Annotated in this window: 14 protein-coding genes and 4 tRNA genes; 5 read left to right on the top strand and 13 right to left on the bottom strand. The window is 43.4% G+C overall.

The window, feature by feature from the left end; genetic code table 11:
- Window positions 1-387, top strand: a 387-nt coding sequence (locus FTU91_RS04340) for a transposase (protein ID WP_180081108.1), incomplete at its 5' end; no start/stop codon positions are given.
- A gap of 189 nt (window positions 388-576) precedes the next feature.
- On the opposite strand, the gene FTU91_RS04335 is transcribed toward FTU91_RS04340, so the two are convergent.
- The 8 genes from FTU91_RS04335 to secA form a co-directional block, all read right to left on the bottom strand.
- A tRNA-Pro gene (locus tag FTU91_RS04335) sits at window positions 577-653 on the bottom strand.
- A 4-nt stretch (window positions 654-657) separates the two neighbouring features.
- Window positions 658-733: transfer RNA gene (locus tag FTU91_RS04330), tRNA-His, on the bottom strand.
- Window positions 734-771: 38 nt separating this feature from the next.
- A tRNA-Arg gene (locus tag FTU91_RS04325) sits at window positions 772-848 on the bottom strand.
- Window positions 849-892: 44 nt separating this feature from the next.
- A tRNA-Pro gene (locus tag FTU91_RS04320) sits at window positions 893-969 on the bottom strand.
- Between the two features lie 152 nt (window positions 970-1,121).
- Window positions 1,122-2,189: a quinolinate synthase NadA gene (gene nadA / locus FTU91_RS04315; RefSeq protein WP_166171333.1), complete on the bottom strand. Its 1,068-nt coding sequence runs from the start codon at window positions 2,187-2,189 to the stop codon at window positions 1,122-1,124.
- A 152-nt stretch (window positions 2,190-2,341) separates the two neighbouring features.
- Window positions 2,342-3,562 carry a bifunctional glutamate N-acetyltransferase/amino-acid acetyltransferase ArgJ gene (gene argJ, locus FTU91_RS04310; RefSeq protein WP_180081101.1) on the bottom strand — a complete coding sequence of 407 codons (1,221 nt, stop codon included), beginning with the start codon at window positions 3,560-3,562 and terminating at the stop codon, window positions 2,342-2,344.
- A gap of 157 nt (window positions 3,563-3,719) precedes the next feature.
- A complete protein-coding gene (locus FTU91_RS04305; protein WP_086197495.1) occupies window positions 3,720-4,040 on the bottom strand; it encodes a hypothetical protein in 321 nt (106 codons plus the stop codon).
- Between the two features lie 181 nt (window positions 4,041-4,221).
- On the bottom strand, window positions 4,222-6,954 hold the full coding sequence (gene secA, locus FTU91_RS04300) for a preprotein translocase subunit SecA (RefSeq protein ID WP_180081098.1): 2,733 nt from the start codon (window positions 6,952-6,954) through the stop codon (window positions 4,222-4,224).
- 339 nt (window positions 6,955-7,293) lie between these two features.
- Between secA and FTU91_RS04295 the strand changes: the two genes are divergently transcribed.
- The 3 genes from FTU91_RS04295 to FTU91_RS04285 all read left to right on the top strand — a co-directional run bounded on the left by FTU91_RS04295 (window position 7,294) and on the right by FTU91_RS04285 (window position 9,586).
- Window positions 7,294-7,929, top strand: coding sequence for a peroxiredoxin (locus tag FTU91_RS04295; RefSeq protein WP_166171329.1), 636 nt, complete (start codon window positions 7,294-7,296; stop codon window positions 7,927-7,929).
- 263 nt (window positions 7,930-8,192) lie between these two features.
- Window positions 8,193-9,008, top strand: a complete 816-nt coding sequence (locus FTU91_RS04290; protein ID WP_166171327.1) for an MBL fold metallo-hydrolase — start codon at window positions 8,193-8,195, stop codon at window positions 9,006-9,008.
- Window positions 9,005-9,586 (top strand): dual specificity protein phosphatase family protein, encoded by a 582-nt coding sequence (locus tag FTU91_RS04285; protein WP_166171325.1) that lies wholly within the window; start codon window positions 9,005-9,007, stop codon window positions 9,584-9,586. Before FTU91_RS04290 ends, FTU91_RS04285 begins: the two co-directional genes overlap by 4 nt.
- An 18-nt stretch (window positions 9,587-9,604) precedes the next feature.
- Here the strand turns inward: FTU91_RS04285 and FTU91_RS04280 are convergent, their stop codons facing one another.
- The 5 genes from FTU91_RS04280 to FTU91_RS04260 all read right to left on the bottom strand — a co-directional run bounded on the left by FTU91_RS04280 (window position 9,605) and on the right by FTU91_RS04260 (window position 15,072).
- Window positions 9,605-10,618, bottom strand: coding sequence for an SPOR domain-containing protein (locus tag FTU91_RS04280; protein WP_166171323.1), 1,014 nt, complete (start codon window positions 10,616-10,618; stop codon window positions 9,605-9,607).
- Window positions 10,615-11,898 carry a bifunctional tetrahydrofolate synthase/dihydrofolate synthase gene (gene folC, locus FTU91_RS04275; RefSeq protein WP_180081096.1) on the bottom strand — a complete coding sequence of 428 codons (1,284 nt, stop codon included), beginning with the start codon at window positions 11,896-11,898 and terminating at the stop codon, window positions 10,615-10,617. The genes FTU91_RS04280 and folC overlap by 4 nt, the downstream gene beginning before the upstream one ends.
- Window positions 11,895-12,791 carry an acetyl-CoA carboxylase, carboxyltransferase subunit beta gene (gene accD / locus FTU91_RS04270; protein ID WP_166171319.1) on the bottom strand — a complete coding sequence of 299 codons (897 nt, stop codon included), beginning with the start codon at window positions 12,789-12,791 and terminating at the stop codon, window positions 11,895-11,897. The genes folC and accD overlap by 4 nt, the downstream gene beginning before the upstream one ends.
- Window positions 12,788-13,591, bottom strand: a complete 804-nt coding sequence (trpA, locus tag FTU91_RS04265; protein WP_166171317.1) for a tryptophan synthase subunit alpha — start codon at window positions 13,589-13,591, stop codon at window positions 12,788-12,790. Before trpA ends, accD begins: the two co-directional genes overlap by 4 nt.
- 440 nt (window positions 13,592-14,031) lie before the next feature.
- A complete protein-coding gene (locus FTU91_RS04260; RefSeq protein ID WP_166171315.1) occupies window positions 14,032-15,072 on the bottom strand; it encodes an AraC family transcriptional regulator in 1,041 nt (346 codons plus the stop codon).
- Between the two features lie 136 nt (window positions 15,073-15,208).
- Between FTU91_RS04260 and FTU91_RS04255 the strand changes: the two genes are divergently transcribed.
- On the top strand, window positions 15,209-16,087 hold the full coding sequence (locus tag FTU91_RS04255; protein WP_166171313.1) for a metal-dependent hydrolase: 879 nt from the start codon (window positions 15,209-15,211) through the stop codon (window positions 16,085-16,087).
- The last annotated feature ends 32 nt before the right edge of the window (window positions 16,088-16,119 follow it).

Raw genomic sequence — 16,119 nt, 5'->3', positions numbered from 1 at the left:
GCACAAGTGATCTATCATCCAAAGAGCAAACAAATCATAGGGCTAGATATATCGAATGGCAGTCAGCATGACATTAAACTGGCAAGAAAAACGGTTAAGAAATTCAAACATTGTGAATATGTTATGACCGATTTAGGGTACTACGGATTAGAGCAAGATGGCTTTAAATTATTGATGCCAATAAAGAAAAAGAAGAATATACCCTTATTTGATGTTGAGAAAAAGTACAATAAAATGATTGGAAAAATACGAGTTGTGATCGAACACATCAATAGTCAATTGAAAACATTTAGAATATTAAGTGAACGCTATCGAAATAGACGGAAAAGATTCGGTTTACGCATTAACTTAATCGCTGCACTGGTAAACCGGATAAATTTTCAATAATGACTTTCGCAAGAGATCTATTATTTAAGCCCTTTTGAATGTTGAATGTTGAATGTTGAATGTTGAATGTTGAATGTTGAATGTTGAATGTTGAATGTTGAATGTTGAATGTTGAATGTTATTATCAAATTTCAGGCATAAAAAAACCGCATTTAAGCGGATCATTTACTTTTAAGTTTATACTTAAAATGGTCGGAGCAGTAGGATTCGAACCTACGACCCTCTGGTCCCAAACCAGATGCGCTACCAAGCTGCGCCATACTCCGAAATTGGGGTGAATGATGGGATTCGAACCCACGACAACCGGAATCACAATCCGGGGCTCTACCAACTGAGCTACATCCACCGTTACAACATTTTGGCTCTAAATACCAGACTACCAAATGGCGCGCCTGACAGGATTCGAACCTGTGACCATCCGCTTAGAAGGCGGATGCTCTATCCAACTGAGCTACAGGCGCATGACCGATGATATTACTATCATGCGATACTTGCCTTGAAGAATTGGTCGGAGCAGTAGGATTCGAACCTACGACCCTCTGGTCCCAAACCAGATGCGCTACCAAGCTGCGCCATACTCCGTTCATCTCAGCTTTTAGTGTATCGCACATCGTGCGGTACGGGGTGCATTTTAGGCGTGACGCCAAGAGACGTCAACACCTATATTCAAAAAAACTTAAAAAATCACTTCAACCGCTTATTTATCAAGCATTTTAGGTGTTTTTTGATCAAAATTAACGTTTTAGACTCGCACTAAAGCTTAACATACGATCAAGTGGCAATTTAGCGCGTTCTGCAAGTACAGGATCAACGTGTATTTCTTGATCACCTTTTTGTAAAACCTCTAAAATTCCATCGAGTTCATTCATAGCCATCCACGGACAATGCGCACATGAGCGACAGGTCGCCCCTTCACCCGCTGTCGGAGCTTCAATCAAAATCTTGTTTGGAACGGCTTGTTGCATTTTGTAAAAAATACCGCGGTCGGTTGCAACGATTAAACGTTCATTCGGAAGGGTTTGTGCTGCTTTAATCAGTTGAGAGGTACTTCCCACAGCATCAGCAATATCCACCACTGACTCTGGTGATTCCGGATGGACCAATACGGCTGCATCCGGATACAATGCTTTCATACTAGCAATACCGCGTGCACGAAATTCTTCATGCACAATACAAGCCCCATCCCAAAGCAGCATATCTGCACCAGTTTTCTTCTGGATATAACGCCCCAGATGCTGGTCCGGTGCCCAAATAATCTTTTCACCCAGGCTATCGAGATGCTCAATAATTTCCACAGCACAACTTGAGGTTACTACCCAGTCTGCGCGTGCTTTAACAGCAGCAGATGTATTGGCATAGACCACGACAGTGTGATCCGGATGTGCATTGCAAAACGCAGTAAATTCGTCGACTGGACAGCCCAAATCCAGCGAACAGGTCGCTTCCAGAGTTGGCATGAGTACGGTTTTTTCAGGAGAAAGAATTTTTGCTGTTTCCCCCATAAATTTGACCCCAGCGACCACCAAGGTTTTGGCAGGATGGTCACGACCAAAACGTGCCATTTCAAGGGAATCAGAAACACAACCGCCAGACAATTCAGCAATTTCTTGCACTTCAGGATCACAATAGTAGTGAGCGACAAGGACAGCATCACGTTTTTTGAGTTCTGCCAGAATTTGTGCAAACTTCTCCTGTTTAACCTCATCACTTAAATGAATATCTTTAGGTTCGCCTAAACGATCTAAATGCGCCTGCACAATCGATTTTGCGTCATTGGCAATTAAATTGGTCGCATCATTCATAACAACGTCTTCTCTATCTTCATGCTTGCCCTAACACAAGCGTACTCAAGTCACTGATGATATGGGGGCAATTGCTCATTCACCAGCCCTTTGCCGATTGATTGAATGCTAAAAAAGCCTCACAACGGAGGCTTTGTCACTCAATTTGAATTTTACGAACGGTAATCCGCGTTAATCTTGACATAGTCATAAGACAGATCACAGGTATAAACAGTATCTTTTGCCTGGCCTCGTCCCAAATCGACCAGAATGGTCAACTCAGCCTGAGACATCACGCGTGCACCAGCTTCTTCCGTATAGTCTGCTGCCGCACCACCATCTTTACAGATTTGTACATCATCTAACCAAACTTGGATTTTTTCAACATCTAAGTTTTTAACCCCTGCATAACCAATCGCGGCCAGAATACGTCCCCAGTTCGGATCTGAGGCGAAAATTGCAGTTTTTACCAGTGGAGAATGGGCAATACTATACGCTACATCGCAACATTCCTGGGTATCTGCTCCACCTTCAACTGCAACAGTAATGAATTTGGTCGCCCCTTCTCCATCACGTACAATCAGTTGAGCCAAGCGTTTCATAACACGGGTCAAAACATCCAGAACTACTGCATAACGTGCATCATCAGTTGAGGTGATTTCAGTACCGCCTGCCTGACCTGTTGCCACAAAAATACAGGAGTCATTGGTTGAGGTATCACCATCTACGGTAATACGGTTAAATGAAACATTCACCGTGGTTTTTAATAGCTGCTGTACCAGTTCACGGCTGATGGGTGCATCGGTCGCAACATAGCTGAGCATGGTCGCCATATTTGGACGAATCATGCCGGCACCCTTAGAAATACCGGTCATGGTATAAGTCACGCCATCCATTTCAAACTGTTCTGATGCCCCTTTAGGCAGTGTGTCCGTGGTCATGATACCTGTTGCCGCATCTAACCAAGCATCTTCCTTTAAAGAGTCTAAAGCAGGCTGCAAGCCATTCATCAAGCGTTCAATAGGCAACTGCTCGCCAATCACACCAGTTGAAAAAGGTAAAATTTCGCTAGCAGCTACGCCGGCAAGTTCAGCCAGTTTGGCACAAGCCGCCTGAGCATTCGCCATACCGATTTTACCAGTCCCTGCATTGGCATTCCCAGTATTTATGACCAGATAACGTGGATTACCTACTTGCAAATGGGCTTTACACACATGTACCGGTGCTGCGCAGAATGCATTTTGAGTAAATACACCGGCCACATTTGAACCTTCAGCAAATTCAAAAATAACGAGGTCACGTCGGTTCTGATAGCGTACATATGCTTCAGCTGAACCAATTTTTACACCTTTAACCACATGCATCTGTGGCATTGTTAAGTCACCCACCGCCATTTTTAAACTTCCAAATAAGTTCGTGATAAAAAGACAGCTTAGTAGAAATTCAGCAAAAAATCGAGCAGAACACTTTGTTTGATTTATTTTTTATCAGTTTGACATTTTCAGGCACAAAAAAACCAGTCCGCAGACTGGTTTTAGCAATATATTAGATTTAGTTGGAAGCCAACTGAGCCGATTCCGACAACAGTGCCTGCTTGGCTTTTTCCTGACTTGCCGCAGATAAAGCCGGGTTTGATGCCACAATGCGGTTTGCATTAGCTGCATTTACAGGGGTGATTGCTGTAGTTTTTAGCACTACTGGACGTTGCTGCGGATTCGCAAAAGTATAGCGAATTCCGGTACGTGGACTCATAACCGTAGTGTTTTCATCTTTCACAGCATTTGCCGCTGTATTTTTTGATGACTCATTTGCAAAAGCCAAACCTGGAATAACTAAAGCTAAAATCATCAATGGTTGTAATACTTTTTTCATTATCTTTTCCGCTACTCAATATTCATCAATATGCACTAAATACCACTTAATTTAGTGCTCTGCAAACATATTCACTTCTTGCAAAAATAAACTCTTATTTTGTTGCAATAAAAAACCACTTTATCGATTCAAATCCGGAGGGAAATAAATATATAAAGTGGCTGAATGCTTAAGATAAAAATTAAATTTTACCGTGACATTGCTTGTATTTTAAACCCGAACCGCATGGACAAGGCGAATTACGGCTTGCAGGCGGTGCAAATGTCTGCTCAGCTGGACTAAAGCCTGACTCAACTTCTACAGTTTCAGTACCGGTTAAATCGGTGGCTAACAAATTATCAAATTCTGCATGAGTCAGATTCAACTTCATTGCTTCTGCTTGAGCCTGTTGCTGTGCTTCCATTTCCGCCAGTTCTTCAGCTGTAGGAACATGAACACGTGAAAGATCTGTAATTACATCGGATTTAATGATAGCCAGCATGTTTACAAACAGGTTAAAGGCTTCTTTCTTGTATTCCTGTTCAGGGTTCTTTTGCGCATAACCACGCAAGTGAATACCCTGACGCAAGTAATCCATCGCTGCAAGATGATCTTTCCAGTGGCGATCCAAGGCACTCAACATAAAGTGACGTTCCAGCATGGCTGCTGATTCATCCCCCATTTGTTCACGACGATTGCGATAGCGTGTAACAATTTCGTCAGAAATACGTTCTACCAATGCCTCTTCATCTAAACGACGGTCTTCTTCCAGCCATTGATTGACCGGTAAATCAATACCGAGCTCTTCACGCAATGCACGTTCCAGACCATCGATATCCCATTGGTCATGAATCGATTCAGGTGGAATGTAGTTAGCAATCACGCCCTTCACGACTTCATGATGCATTTCCTCAATGTAATCTTGTAGCGTACTTTCAGCAAGCACTTCATCACGTTGTGAATAGATGATTTTACGCTGTTCGTTATTCACGTCATCGTATTTCAACAGGTTCTTACGAATGTCGAAGTTACGTGCTTCTACCTTACGTTGTGCATTTTCAATCGAACGCGACACCATCTTATGTTCGATGGCTTCATCTTCCTGCAAACCCATCGCACGCATCATCGCAACCACACGATCACCAGCGAAGATACGCATCAGGTCATCTTCAAGCGACAGATAGAAACGTGAAACACCCGGGTCACCCTGACGACCGGCACGACCACGCAGCTGGTTATCGATACGGCGTGATTCATGACGTTCTGAACCAATGATATGCAAACCGCCAGAGGCCAATACCATTTCATGGTTTTGTTCCCATTCGGCTTTTAAGCGTGCTTCATCTTCAGGGGTTGGATTTTCAATTTTGGCAAGTTTGGCTTTCCAGTTACCGCCCAGCAAGATGTCGGTACCACGACCGGCCATGTTGGTTGCAATGGTCACAGCACGTGGTGAACCCGCTTGGGCAATAATGTCTGCTTCCCGTTCATGCTGCTTCGCGTTCAACACCTCATGTGCAATACCCGCTTCTTTCAATTTTTCAGAAAGAATTTCAGAAGCTTCAATGGTTGCTGTACCAATCAGAATCGGTGCAACACCCTCTTCATGCACTCGCTGAATTTCTTGAATAATGGCGTTGTATTTACCATTGCGGTTTAAATAAATGAGATCGTTTTCATCTTTACGGATCATTGGTCGATGGGTTGGAATCAGTACTACATCCAGACCATAAATTTCTTTCATCTCCGCAGCTTCGGTATCAGCTGTACCGGTCATACCAGAAAGCTTTTTATAAAGGCGGAAATAGTTCTGGAAAGTGGTGGTTGCCAAAGTCTGGTTTTCAGGCTGAATTTCCAGACCTTCTTTCGCTTCAACCGCTTGATGCAAACCTTCTGACCAACGACGACCCGGCATGGTACGGCCAGTATTTTCATCCACGATGATGACTTCACCATCATGAATGATGTAATGCACGTTGCGCTGATAAAGGAAATGGGCACGAATTGCTGCAGCAACATGATGAACCAGATTCAGGTTAGAGGGTGAATACAAGCTTTCACCTTCAGCGAGCAACCCCATCTGAATCAACTGGTCTTCTACAGCTTCATAACCCACTTCAGTCATTTCAACCTGACGCTGTTTTTCATCAATCCAGAAATGACCGCCATCCGGCACTTTTTCTTCTTTTTGCGCATGAAGTTTTGGCGGAATGCTATTGATGGCTGCATAAAGCTGAGACGAGTCATCACTTTGACCCGAAATAATCAACGGTGTACGTGCTTCATCGATCAGGATCGAATCGACCTCATCGATAATCGCATAGGTTAAGCCACGTTGTTTCTTCTCGGCCAGAGAGAACACCATGTTGTCACGAAGATAGTCAAAACCGAATTCGTTATTGGTACCGTAAGTAATATCGGCACGATAGGCTTCAGCTTTCTCTGTTGGATCTTGCATGGAATAAATGATGCCAATGCTCAGACCCAGGAATTCGAATAAGGGACGGTTTAACTCGGCATCACGCTGCGCCAAATAATCATTTACGGTAATGACATGAACGCCTTCACCGCTAATCGCATTCAGATAACAGGCCAAGGTCCCCATCAGGGTTTTACCTTCACCAGTACGCATTTCTGCAATTTTACCTTCGTGAAGTGTAATACCACCAATCAACTGGACATCGTAGTGGCGCATTCCCATGATCCGCTTTGCCGCTTCACGACAAACAGCAAATGCTTCAGGCAATAATTTATCCAGGCTTTCGCCCTTATTATATCGTTGTTTGAATTCTTCAGTTTTTGCAGATAAGTCTGCATCGCTTAGTGCAGATATCGTCGGCTCGAGCGCATTAATCTTGTCTACGATTTTACGCATGCGTTTGAGTTCGCGCTCATTTTTGGTACCGAAGATTCCTCCGATCAGACTTGCCAACATGAATAGACTCTCTAAATCTTGCTTGTCGAATGAATAAATTTTTTCTCAGTCGTTATTATGGTGCTAGAAATTTGAAGTACAAGGGGTTTGCACAAAACCAATTAAAAAATTCTGATCACTCGTTCTAGCACACGACAGCTAAGGCCAAACAATGTAACAAATTTTATACAGGCAATATAGTCATAAAATTCATCATTCATCCAGATTTTAACAATCAATCACGGCCTCTATATTCCATATACTCATAAAGAAATACAAAAACACTATTTTCATTGCAAAAAAAAATGCGTCATATTAGATCGCATCAACATAGATAACAAAGCAGATGAGGCTATAAAAATGACATTACGTTTAGGCGATACCGCACCAAATTTTGTGCAAGACTCAAGCGAAGGTAGCATTAATTTTTACGACTTTTTGGGTGATAGCTGGGGGATTTTATTTTCCCATCCTGCGGACTACACACCAGTATGTACCACTGAGCTGGGCTATACCGCAAAGCTGAAAGATGAATTTGCAAAACGCGGTGTTAAAGCGATTGCCTTGTCAGTCGATGATGTTGAGTCACATAAAGGCTGGATTAACGATATTAACAAAACCCAAAATACCACGGTTAATTTCCCGATCATTGCCGATCAAGACCGTAAAGTATCTACTCTTTATGACTTTATTCACCCGAATGCCAGTGAAACCCTGACGGTTCGTTCTTTAGTGATCATTGATCCAAACAAAAAAGTACGTCTGATCATCACTTATCCAGCTTCAACTGGCCGTAATTTCAATGAAATTTTACGTGTGGTTGATTCGCTGCAACTAACAGATAACCATAAAGTAGCAACACCGGCTAACTGGCAGCAAGGTGAAGACGTGGTGATTGTGCCTTCTCTTAAAGATGAAGACGAAATCAAACAACGTTTCCCTAAAGGCTATAAAGCTGTAACACCATACTTACGCCTTACGCCACAGCCTGAGTGAGGATCAGCAAGGCACTGCCGCCCGAACGCAAGACGAGAAGCTATGCTTCGAGTTAAAATAAACAAATAATGTTCGCTCCGAACACAATATGAACAGCTATGCTAAAAATCAGGACTAAAATGACGAGCCATGTCCTGATCTTGTTCAAGCCTGTCTGATGACGGGCTTTTTTATGCTGCTCAAAAATTAAATTACAAAATCAGGTTGGTGTTTATTTCACAGCCCGTTTATAAATACGCCTAATCATCTTAAGAATAAATATTGTGATCTATAACATCCATCATTTGCATTGCGGCACCATGTGCCCGGTTTGTGGTCCACTCTTCGGACAAAAGGGCTTACATGCCAAAGTGGTTTGTCATTGCCTGCTGCTGGAAACCGATCAAGGCTTAGTGCTGGTGGATACCGGTTTAGGCGTACAAGATTATCTGCATAGCAAAGCCCGTTTAGGCAATCTGGTCTCACGGCTAGGCCGCATCGAAAACAATTTAGAACTCACGGCAATTGCGCAGATTCAAAAGCTCGGGTTTAGCCCTCAAGATGTGAAGCATATACTGATCTCCCATCTTGATTTTGATCATGCCGGTGGTATTTCCGATTTTCCGCATGCCACCGTGCATGTGCTTTCCAGCGAATATAATACTACTCAAAGCTTTTTTTCCCTAAAAAATAAAGCCCGTTATAAAACCCAGCAATTCAAGCAACACCAATACTGGAACTTCATCGAACCCGATCAGGGTGAAACCTGGTTTAACCTGCATCAAGTAAAAGGCTTCCGCTTATTTCAAGACGAAATTTTAATGATTCCACTTTTAGGTCATAGCCAAGGGCATTGTGGAATTGCCATTAAACAGCAGGATGGATGGCTTTTTTTCTGTGGCGATGCCTATTACTCTCACCTGCAACTTGACCCTAAAAACAGGCTGAGAACACTGGATAAACTGGAGCGTTTTTTTACTGAAAATAACCAGATGCGTATAGATAACTTGCACAACATCCAGCAACTGGCACAAAATGAAAAAAATATCGAGATTATCTGTGCGCATGATCCGATTGAATTGGCGCGTTATCTAGCATGATCAAAAGAACAGTTGTTGCCATTTTACTGGGTAGCTCAAGCTTGATGGGATGCATGACCACACCCGCACTTCCACCTGAACAACGCCCTACGCACTGGGGAACATTAATTAATCAAACAGATAATTTTTATCAAATTAGCGAGCATGTGTTTCGTAGTGAGCAGCCCTCAACTGAGCTGATTCCGCAATTAAAGGCACATGATATTGATGTGGTGATTAATCTAAGATCAAGAAATAAAGATCTGACCGTGCTGCCCTCCACGGATTTTAACTTGGTTCATATCCCCATCCACACCTGGGCAATGAACCGTGAAGATTTATTACAGGTCATGCGGCAGATTCAGCAAGCCAAGGCCTTAAATCACAAGATACTTATTCATTGTTATCATGGTTCGGACCGTACCGGTGCAAGTATTGCCATGTACCGGATTATTTTTGAAAACTGGCCGATTGCAGATGCACTCAATGAAATGAAACATGGTGGCTACGGTTTTCACCCCGTCTGGATTCATATTGAAAAAATATTCAGTCCTGAAAACGTAAAATGGATTCAACAGCAACTGTTGAATCCACCTTAGTTCAGCTTCAAGCCATGTTTAGCGCTTATCGAGCGGAACCCAGTCAATCACCCATGCCGACTTCATACCCAAACTTGCATCACTGGTAATTTTCTTGCGTGCAGCATCAGCGGCATCACGGTCTTTAGCCGGCCCAACCATAATGCGAACCCCTTTCGATGTTGGGCTCCTGGTCACCTTATAACCTTTGGCACGCAACCTGGAGGCCAGTGCATCTGCATTGGCTTCATTGGCCGCCAAGGCCACTTGAACCATCCATTGTTTATCGCCATTTTCCAGCAAATCTCGGGCTTTTTCAGCTTCTGCTTTTTTCTTGGCTTCAGCTTTTTTCTTGGCTTCCAGTTCTTGCTCAGCCTGTTCTTTTTTCTTGGCTTCCAGTGCTTTCTTTGCAGCCAGCTGTTTTTCAGTTTCTGCTTTACGTTTTAGCTCCGCATCATGCTTTGCCTTGTCCTCAGCTGCTTTTTTCTCGGCTGCTTGCTTTGCGGCTTCAGATTGGGCCTTACGTTTTTCTTCGGTTATTTTTTTATCAGCATCAGTTCGTTGTTGTTGAACTATCTGCTGCTGTAACTTTTTTTCAGCGAGCAACTTTTCATCAGCCAAACGCTTTTGTTTAGCTTTTTCATCTTCTACCAGTTCAGGGGGAATATTATCCGAACTCTGCTGTGCTCCACTACGCAGAGCATTTAAAGCGGCATATTCTTCAGCTGCTTTACGTGCCGCATCTGCCTCAGCCTGTTGCTGCATCGCTAGAAACTCGGCTGCACGTGCTTCCTGTTCTGCAACCGCTTTTTCACGTGCCCGGCGTTGTTCTTCAAGTAAACGTTTTTCTGTTTCAACATCAACTGTTAAAGGTTGCAGCTGAACCATTTCCCCTTCTGCTGCCGGCTTTTTTTGCTCAACTTGAGCGGCTAAATCCGGAGTTCTGAGTTGGTTCTGATATATTTCTTCTTTACCCTTTAGAAGCAATGCTGCCAATAAAACACCACCACCTAATAAAACAACGCCTCCCATCCAGCGTTGTTTGCTATTCATTGACATTCTTCCAAATACTCCCATACCGCTTCTAAGGTATGAAATGAACCACATACCAAGATCAACTGATTATTTTTTGTTTCATTTAGCGCTGATTTAAAAGCCAATTGAACACTATTGAAGTGTTGTACTGTTTCGCCCTGTAATGCTTCCTCAAGCTGCCCGATTGTGGCTGCTCGCGGAACGGTTAACGGGGAAATTTTCCATGTTAAAACAGTATCTTTCAACAAATCTACGACAGAATTGATGTCTTTGTCCGCCAACATGGAAAAAACGCTGATCACTTCTGTGTACTGTTTATTGTATTCCAAAAATTTTCGCAACTGATTTAACAAAAATTCTACGCCATGGGGATTATGTCCAGCATCAAAAATAACGGTTTTATCTTGAATATGGCGTATTTCAAAGCGACCTGGTAATTTTGCATTCTGAATGCCGTGTGCAATGGCATCCTGAGTCACATTTAAACCACTGACCAAAATCGCGGCCACAGCTGTGGAAATATTTTCCAGTGCCAGAGCACCGAGGGGAAGTTTTAAAGTGCTGCCCGATGAGGCAAACATCCAGGCTTGACCATCATCCGTATATTGATAGAAATAATCACGATTGACGGCAAACAGTTGCGCCTGACATTCATCGGCTTTATTTTGTATGGCTTGAGGAAGCTCTTGCGAACCACCAAAAATCACCGGAATATTCGGACGAATAATCCCGGCTTTCTCGAACGCAATTTTTTCAATCGTATCACCGAGCCAGTCGGTGTGATCCAGGCCAATGTTGGTAATCACGGCGACATCCGGCTCAATCACATTGACCACATCCAGACGACCACCCAGTCCGACTTCAAGCACCCAGACATCACACTGCTTGGCCTTGAAAATTACAAAAGCCGCGAGTGTGGTGGCTTCAAAGAAGGAAAGGGATAGGTCACAGTCACGACGGGCCTGATCCACCTGCACAAACGCATCCACCAGGGTTTGATCATCCACTTCAATGCCAGCCAGTTTTACCCGTTCATTGAAACGGTAAATATGCGGTGACTGGTATAACCCCACTTTATAGCCTTGCGCATTTAAAATGGCAGCCAAAGCGGTGGTGGTTGAACCTTTTCCGTTGGTTCCCGCTACAGTCAGCACTTTAGCATGCGGACGCGTTACACCGAGCTTTTCAGCCACAGGAATAACCCGTTCCAGACCTAAATCAATACCCGTAACGTGAACATGGCTCCAATAATCGAGCCATGTGTTTAAAGAGTCTGTTGCAAGTGGTGCTGTGTTCAAGACAAATTCATCAGTTTCGCTACAATACGATATACAGTATCACGTAATGCGTGACGATGAACAATTTGATCGATTACACCATGATCAAGCAAATATTCGGCGCGCTGGAACGGTTCTTCCAGTTTTTCACGTACGGTTTGCTCAATTACACGTTTACCAGCAAAACCAATCATGGCTTTAGGTTCAGCAATATGTACATCACCTAACATTGCCAATGATGCAGTTACCCCACCATAAACTGGATGAGTTAATACCACCAAATATGGTAGGCCGGCATCTTTCATGCGTTGGATTGCAGCAGAGGTACGCGCCATTTGCATAAGAGATAACATACCTTCCTGCATGCGTGCACCACCTGATGCAGCAAAGCAAATCAAAGGTTGTTTATCTGCAATCGCTTTTTCAGCTGCTTGCACAAAACGGTCACCCACCACTGTACCCATTGAACCGCCCATAAAGTCGAATTCAAATGCACATGCGATTAAAGGAATATCTTTAAGTAAACCCTGCATCACCACCAATGCTTCAGTTTCGCCGGTTTTCTTTTGCGCTTCAGACATACGGTCCGGATAGGCTTTGCTATCGACAAAATGCAGTGGATCTTTAGCAATAAATTCCTGACCCAATTCATTTTGTACCTGGTCAAAGAACCAGTTCAGACGGTCACGTGCTTTCATGCGCAAATGTTCATCGCATTGTGGACAAACATAGGCGTTAAATGTCATCGCGGTACGTGTAACCAGTGCGTGACATTCAGGGCACTCAATTGTTGGTTCAGTAAAGGTTGCCTTGAGTGCGGTTTGCTCATCTGGCGTGTGAATACCCGGAACATGACGTTCCGTCCACGGCTGCGCTGGGCTAAGAATTTTGCCTGGTTTCACTTCTTGATTCATACTAACTCATCGAGCGCAGCTCGAAGCTCCTTGACTTTATTGACCGTTTCAACAACGGCTTGTTCTGGCGCTAAGTTCGCAAACTGTTTTACAAATGCACTACCAACAATCACAGCATCAGCCGCTACACCCATGGCTTTTGCCGAGGCAGCATCGCTGATCCCAAAACCGACACCCACAGGAACGTCAGTCACAGCTTTAATTTTTTGGATACGGGCTGCTGCTTCAGCAACATCTAAAGTTGCAGCACCTGTGACCCCTTTCAAGGATACATAGTAGATAAAACCACTGGCTTGGTTCGCCACATGCTGGATACGCTCATCGGTCGATGTAGGCGCCAGCAAGAAAATTTGATCCATATTGAATTTCTTCAATACATCATCAAAATCTTTGGCTTCTTCAGGAGGTAAATCTACCAGAAGTACACCATCGACACCGCATTCATTGGCCATTGACACAAACTTTTCATAACCGATCACTTCTACAGGGTTGAGATACCCCATCAAAACCACCGGTGTTTCTGCATCTTTTTGACGGAACTCTTTCACCATGTTCAAAGCGTCCAGGGTATTGGTTCCACCTGCCAATGCGCGTTCTGCTGCAAGGGCAATCACGGGACCGTCCGCCATAGGGTCTGAAAATGGTAGACCAAGCTCAATCACATCTACCCCAGCCTCAACCATTTGATGTAACAATGGAACGGTTACTTGTGGATGAGGGTCGCCAGCCATCACATAGGAAACGAGCGCTTTACGCTGCTGAGATTTAAGCTGTCCGAAACGAGTGGCTAAACGTGACATAGGGTTGTACTTTCCTTGAATTATTAAAGAACTGAGGAGTTGGCTTTGTAGAAATACAAGACAACGCATTGTAACGCTATTTTTTACTCATTGAATAGAGCCTGAGCATTTCACGCTACTTTCGACTCAGCATCTCATTTTTTCAGAACAATCCGAGAGCACCATTTACTGATATTTACGACTTTTTCTCAATGATCAAAGATGCCTAATTTTGCCATGTAAACAAATATCCCTGATGAAGATAAACTTATTCTTATTCATAAAAAATTGATAAAAATAAATATGTTGTCTTTTAAATTTAAAGTTTCATGCAATAGCAAAAACCTGCACTCTAGGACACAGACTTTTTATTTTTTATTTTATAAGATTGCCGAATGCAAAGGTGAACTGCATGTCTGCGTAGTTGCGCTGCATTTCAAAGTACCTTAAATACGCCCTTTTTATCGTTCAGATTGTGCTTTCAGTTGCTGTTTTCGCTGTAATAAGGTTTGACCACTATAGGCTTTATAAGCACGTGCCAAAGCCGACTGATCTGAATAGCCCAGACACATGGCCATTTCCGTAAAATTCATGCTTTGCAACAGTAACTGTTCACAGCGTTTCATGCGCTCGGTTTCAAGCAGTTTTTTAAAGGAAGTATTTTGTTTATACAGTTGACGCTGCAAGGTCCGTACAGATACATGCAATTCATCCGCCAGCCATTCTATTTTCGGGGACTGTTCCTTAACCCGCAAATATTCAGCCAGTTTTTGCTGAATATGCAGCAATAGATTTTCATAATGGGGTTTGGCAGCAATGGCATCTTCTGCCTGCCTGAGTAGAAGCTGCATTAAAGAGGGATCAGCCAGCTCGGACTTCAGCTCTAAGTTTTCCACATTGATCTCAAAAGAATAATCCGACTGTTTAAATTCCACTTTGCAAGCAAAAAACCTTTGATAATGATCATCTGCCATTTCTGGACTATGGGCAAAATTGATCTGTAATAGCTGGAATTTTTGAGCCGGAAAAATCTGCCGGGCCAAATGCACCATACAGGCCATGGTCATCTCATTGAGCAAGGCATATTTTAAATCATGAAAAGGCCAGCTTAAACAGATCTTTTTGTCCCGTTGATGCATCTGTATCGGGCTAACATCTGCCCCGTCAATGACCAGACGGCTAAAGCGAATCACATATTGCAATGCCTCTGCCACACTGTTACTTCGAGTCGCCATATAGCCCAGTACACCAAAATGTTCAGGACGGATCAGGCAGGCCATTTCAAACACCAATTGCGGACAATCCATCTGTTTTTGAGTCAGCTGCATGACTTCTGCAAAAAATGAATAGGTCGATTGCGAATCGATAGGCAAAGATAAGACATAGCGCAGTTGTGCCTGATGTGGCTCTAGACAGGCCAGGCTAAAGATATCCATATCCTGTTGCTGCAAATACATGTGCAGCAACTGAAAATAGCCATTTGGAATTTGCAATTCTTGCACGATGTACCTTGATTATTTTTGACATTTTATATTTTTACTTTGGCGTAAAATGTATAAAAAATGGCAACAACTGTCAAAACAAAAGATAAAAATCCCGACATACTGCAATAGTCTAAGGCAATTGAAGTAAAACAACATGAATGCCATTGTCCAAGCGCAGATTATTCCCGTCGTACGTCGTAATCTGGATTTCAAGCTGAATGAGGTTCCGCGTTTCTGGTTCGGAGGTGACCCGTTTATTACCCGGATGTTTGATGCACTCAGCCTGACTTTTCCCGATGGCGAACGTTACTTCATTCAGTCAGTCCGTCTGTTTCGGGAGCAGATTACCGATCCAGATTTAAAGCAGCGTGTGGCAGAATTTATCGGTCAGGAAGCACAGCACGGCATTGCGCATGACAAAATGAATCAGGTCATGAAAGAACAAGGCATGCCGGTCGATCAGTTTATTCAGCGTTTGAATAAAATTTTTAAATTCGAGCTGGAAAAACGTTCTCCACAATACAATATTGCCATGACGGCTGCCGCTGAACACCTGACCGCCTTAATGGCAGAAACCTTTTACAGCCATAAAGAGACGTTAAGAGATGCCCATCCTTATGTACGGGCACTATTTGCCTGGCATGCGATTGAAGAAATGGAACACCGGGATGTCGCTTTTGATGTCATGAAGCAGGTCGGCAATGTGCCTGAAAGTACCCGTAAATTTGTTCTGGTCTGGACCACGGCATTAATGTTCGGCTTTACCCTTTACCGTGCCAATGTCATGTTAAAGCATGACGGGTTTAGCTCATTACAACGTCTGCAAATGAATATTCGCGGATTACCGTGGTTCTTTGGAAGAAAGGGCACGCTCAGCAAAATGAGCAAACAATATCGCGACTGGTTTAAAAAGGATTTTCATCCCAGCCAGCATCCGGTGATTGCCCAATATGATGTCTGGGTCAAAACCCTGCAACAGACCGGTGATCCGATCCAGGCTGGAGAAGCATTTTGGCAGGCAGCTAAAGACTAGGCCTTATATGAATTGAATTAAATTGAGACCAA

The organism is Acinetobacter sp. YH12201 (genome assembly GCF_013418145.1).
Classification (GTDB): domain Bacteria; phylum Pseudomonadota; class Gammaproteobacteria; order Pseudomonadales; family Moraxellaceae; genus Acinetobacter.
Note: the sequence above shows the minus strand (reverse complement) of the source record. Positions and strands in the feature narration are given on the sequence as shown.

Coding starts and splice junctions, on each gene's coding strand:
- nadA (WP_166171333.1), bottom strand. CDS start 2,189: ATGAATGATGCGACCAATTTAATTGCCAATGACGCAAAATCGATTGTG.
- argJ (WP_180081101.1), bottom strand. CDS start 3,562: ATGGCGGTGGGTGACTTAACAATGCCACAGATGCATGTGGTTAAAGGT.
- FTU91_RS04305 (WP_086197495.1), bottom strand. CDS start 4,040: ATGAAAAAAGTATTACAACCATTGATGATTTTAGCTTTAGTTATTCCA.
- secA (WP_180081098.1), bottom strand. CDS start 6,954: ATGTTGGCAAGTCTGATCGGAGGAATCTTCGGTACCAAAAATGAGCGC.
- FTU91_RS04295 (WP_166171329.1), top strand. CDS start 7,294: ATGACATTACGTTTAGGCGATACCGCACCAAATTTTGTGCAAGACTCA.
- FTU91_RS04285 (WP_166171325.1), top strand. CDS start 9,005: ATGATCAAAAGAACAGTTGTTGCCATTTTACTGGGTAGCTCAAGCTTG.
- FTU91_RS04280 (WP_166171323.1), bottom strand. CDS start 10,618: ATGAATAGCAAACAACGCTGGATGGGAGGCGTTGTTTTATTAGGTGGT.
- accD (WP_166171319.1), bottom strand. CDS start 12,791: ATGAATCAAGAAGTGAAACCAGGCAAAATTCTTAGCCCAGCGCAGCCG.
- trpA (WP_166171317.1), bottom strand. CDS start 13,591: ATGTCACGTTTAGCCACTCGTTTCGGACAGCTTAAATCTCAGCAGCGT.
- FTU91_RS04255 (WP_166171313.1), top strand. CDS start 15,209: ATGAATGCCATTGTCCAAGCGCAGATTATTCCCGTCGTACGTCGTAAT.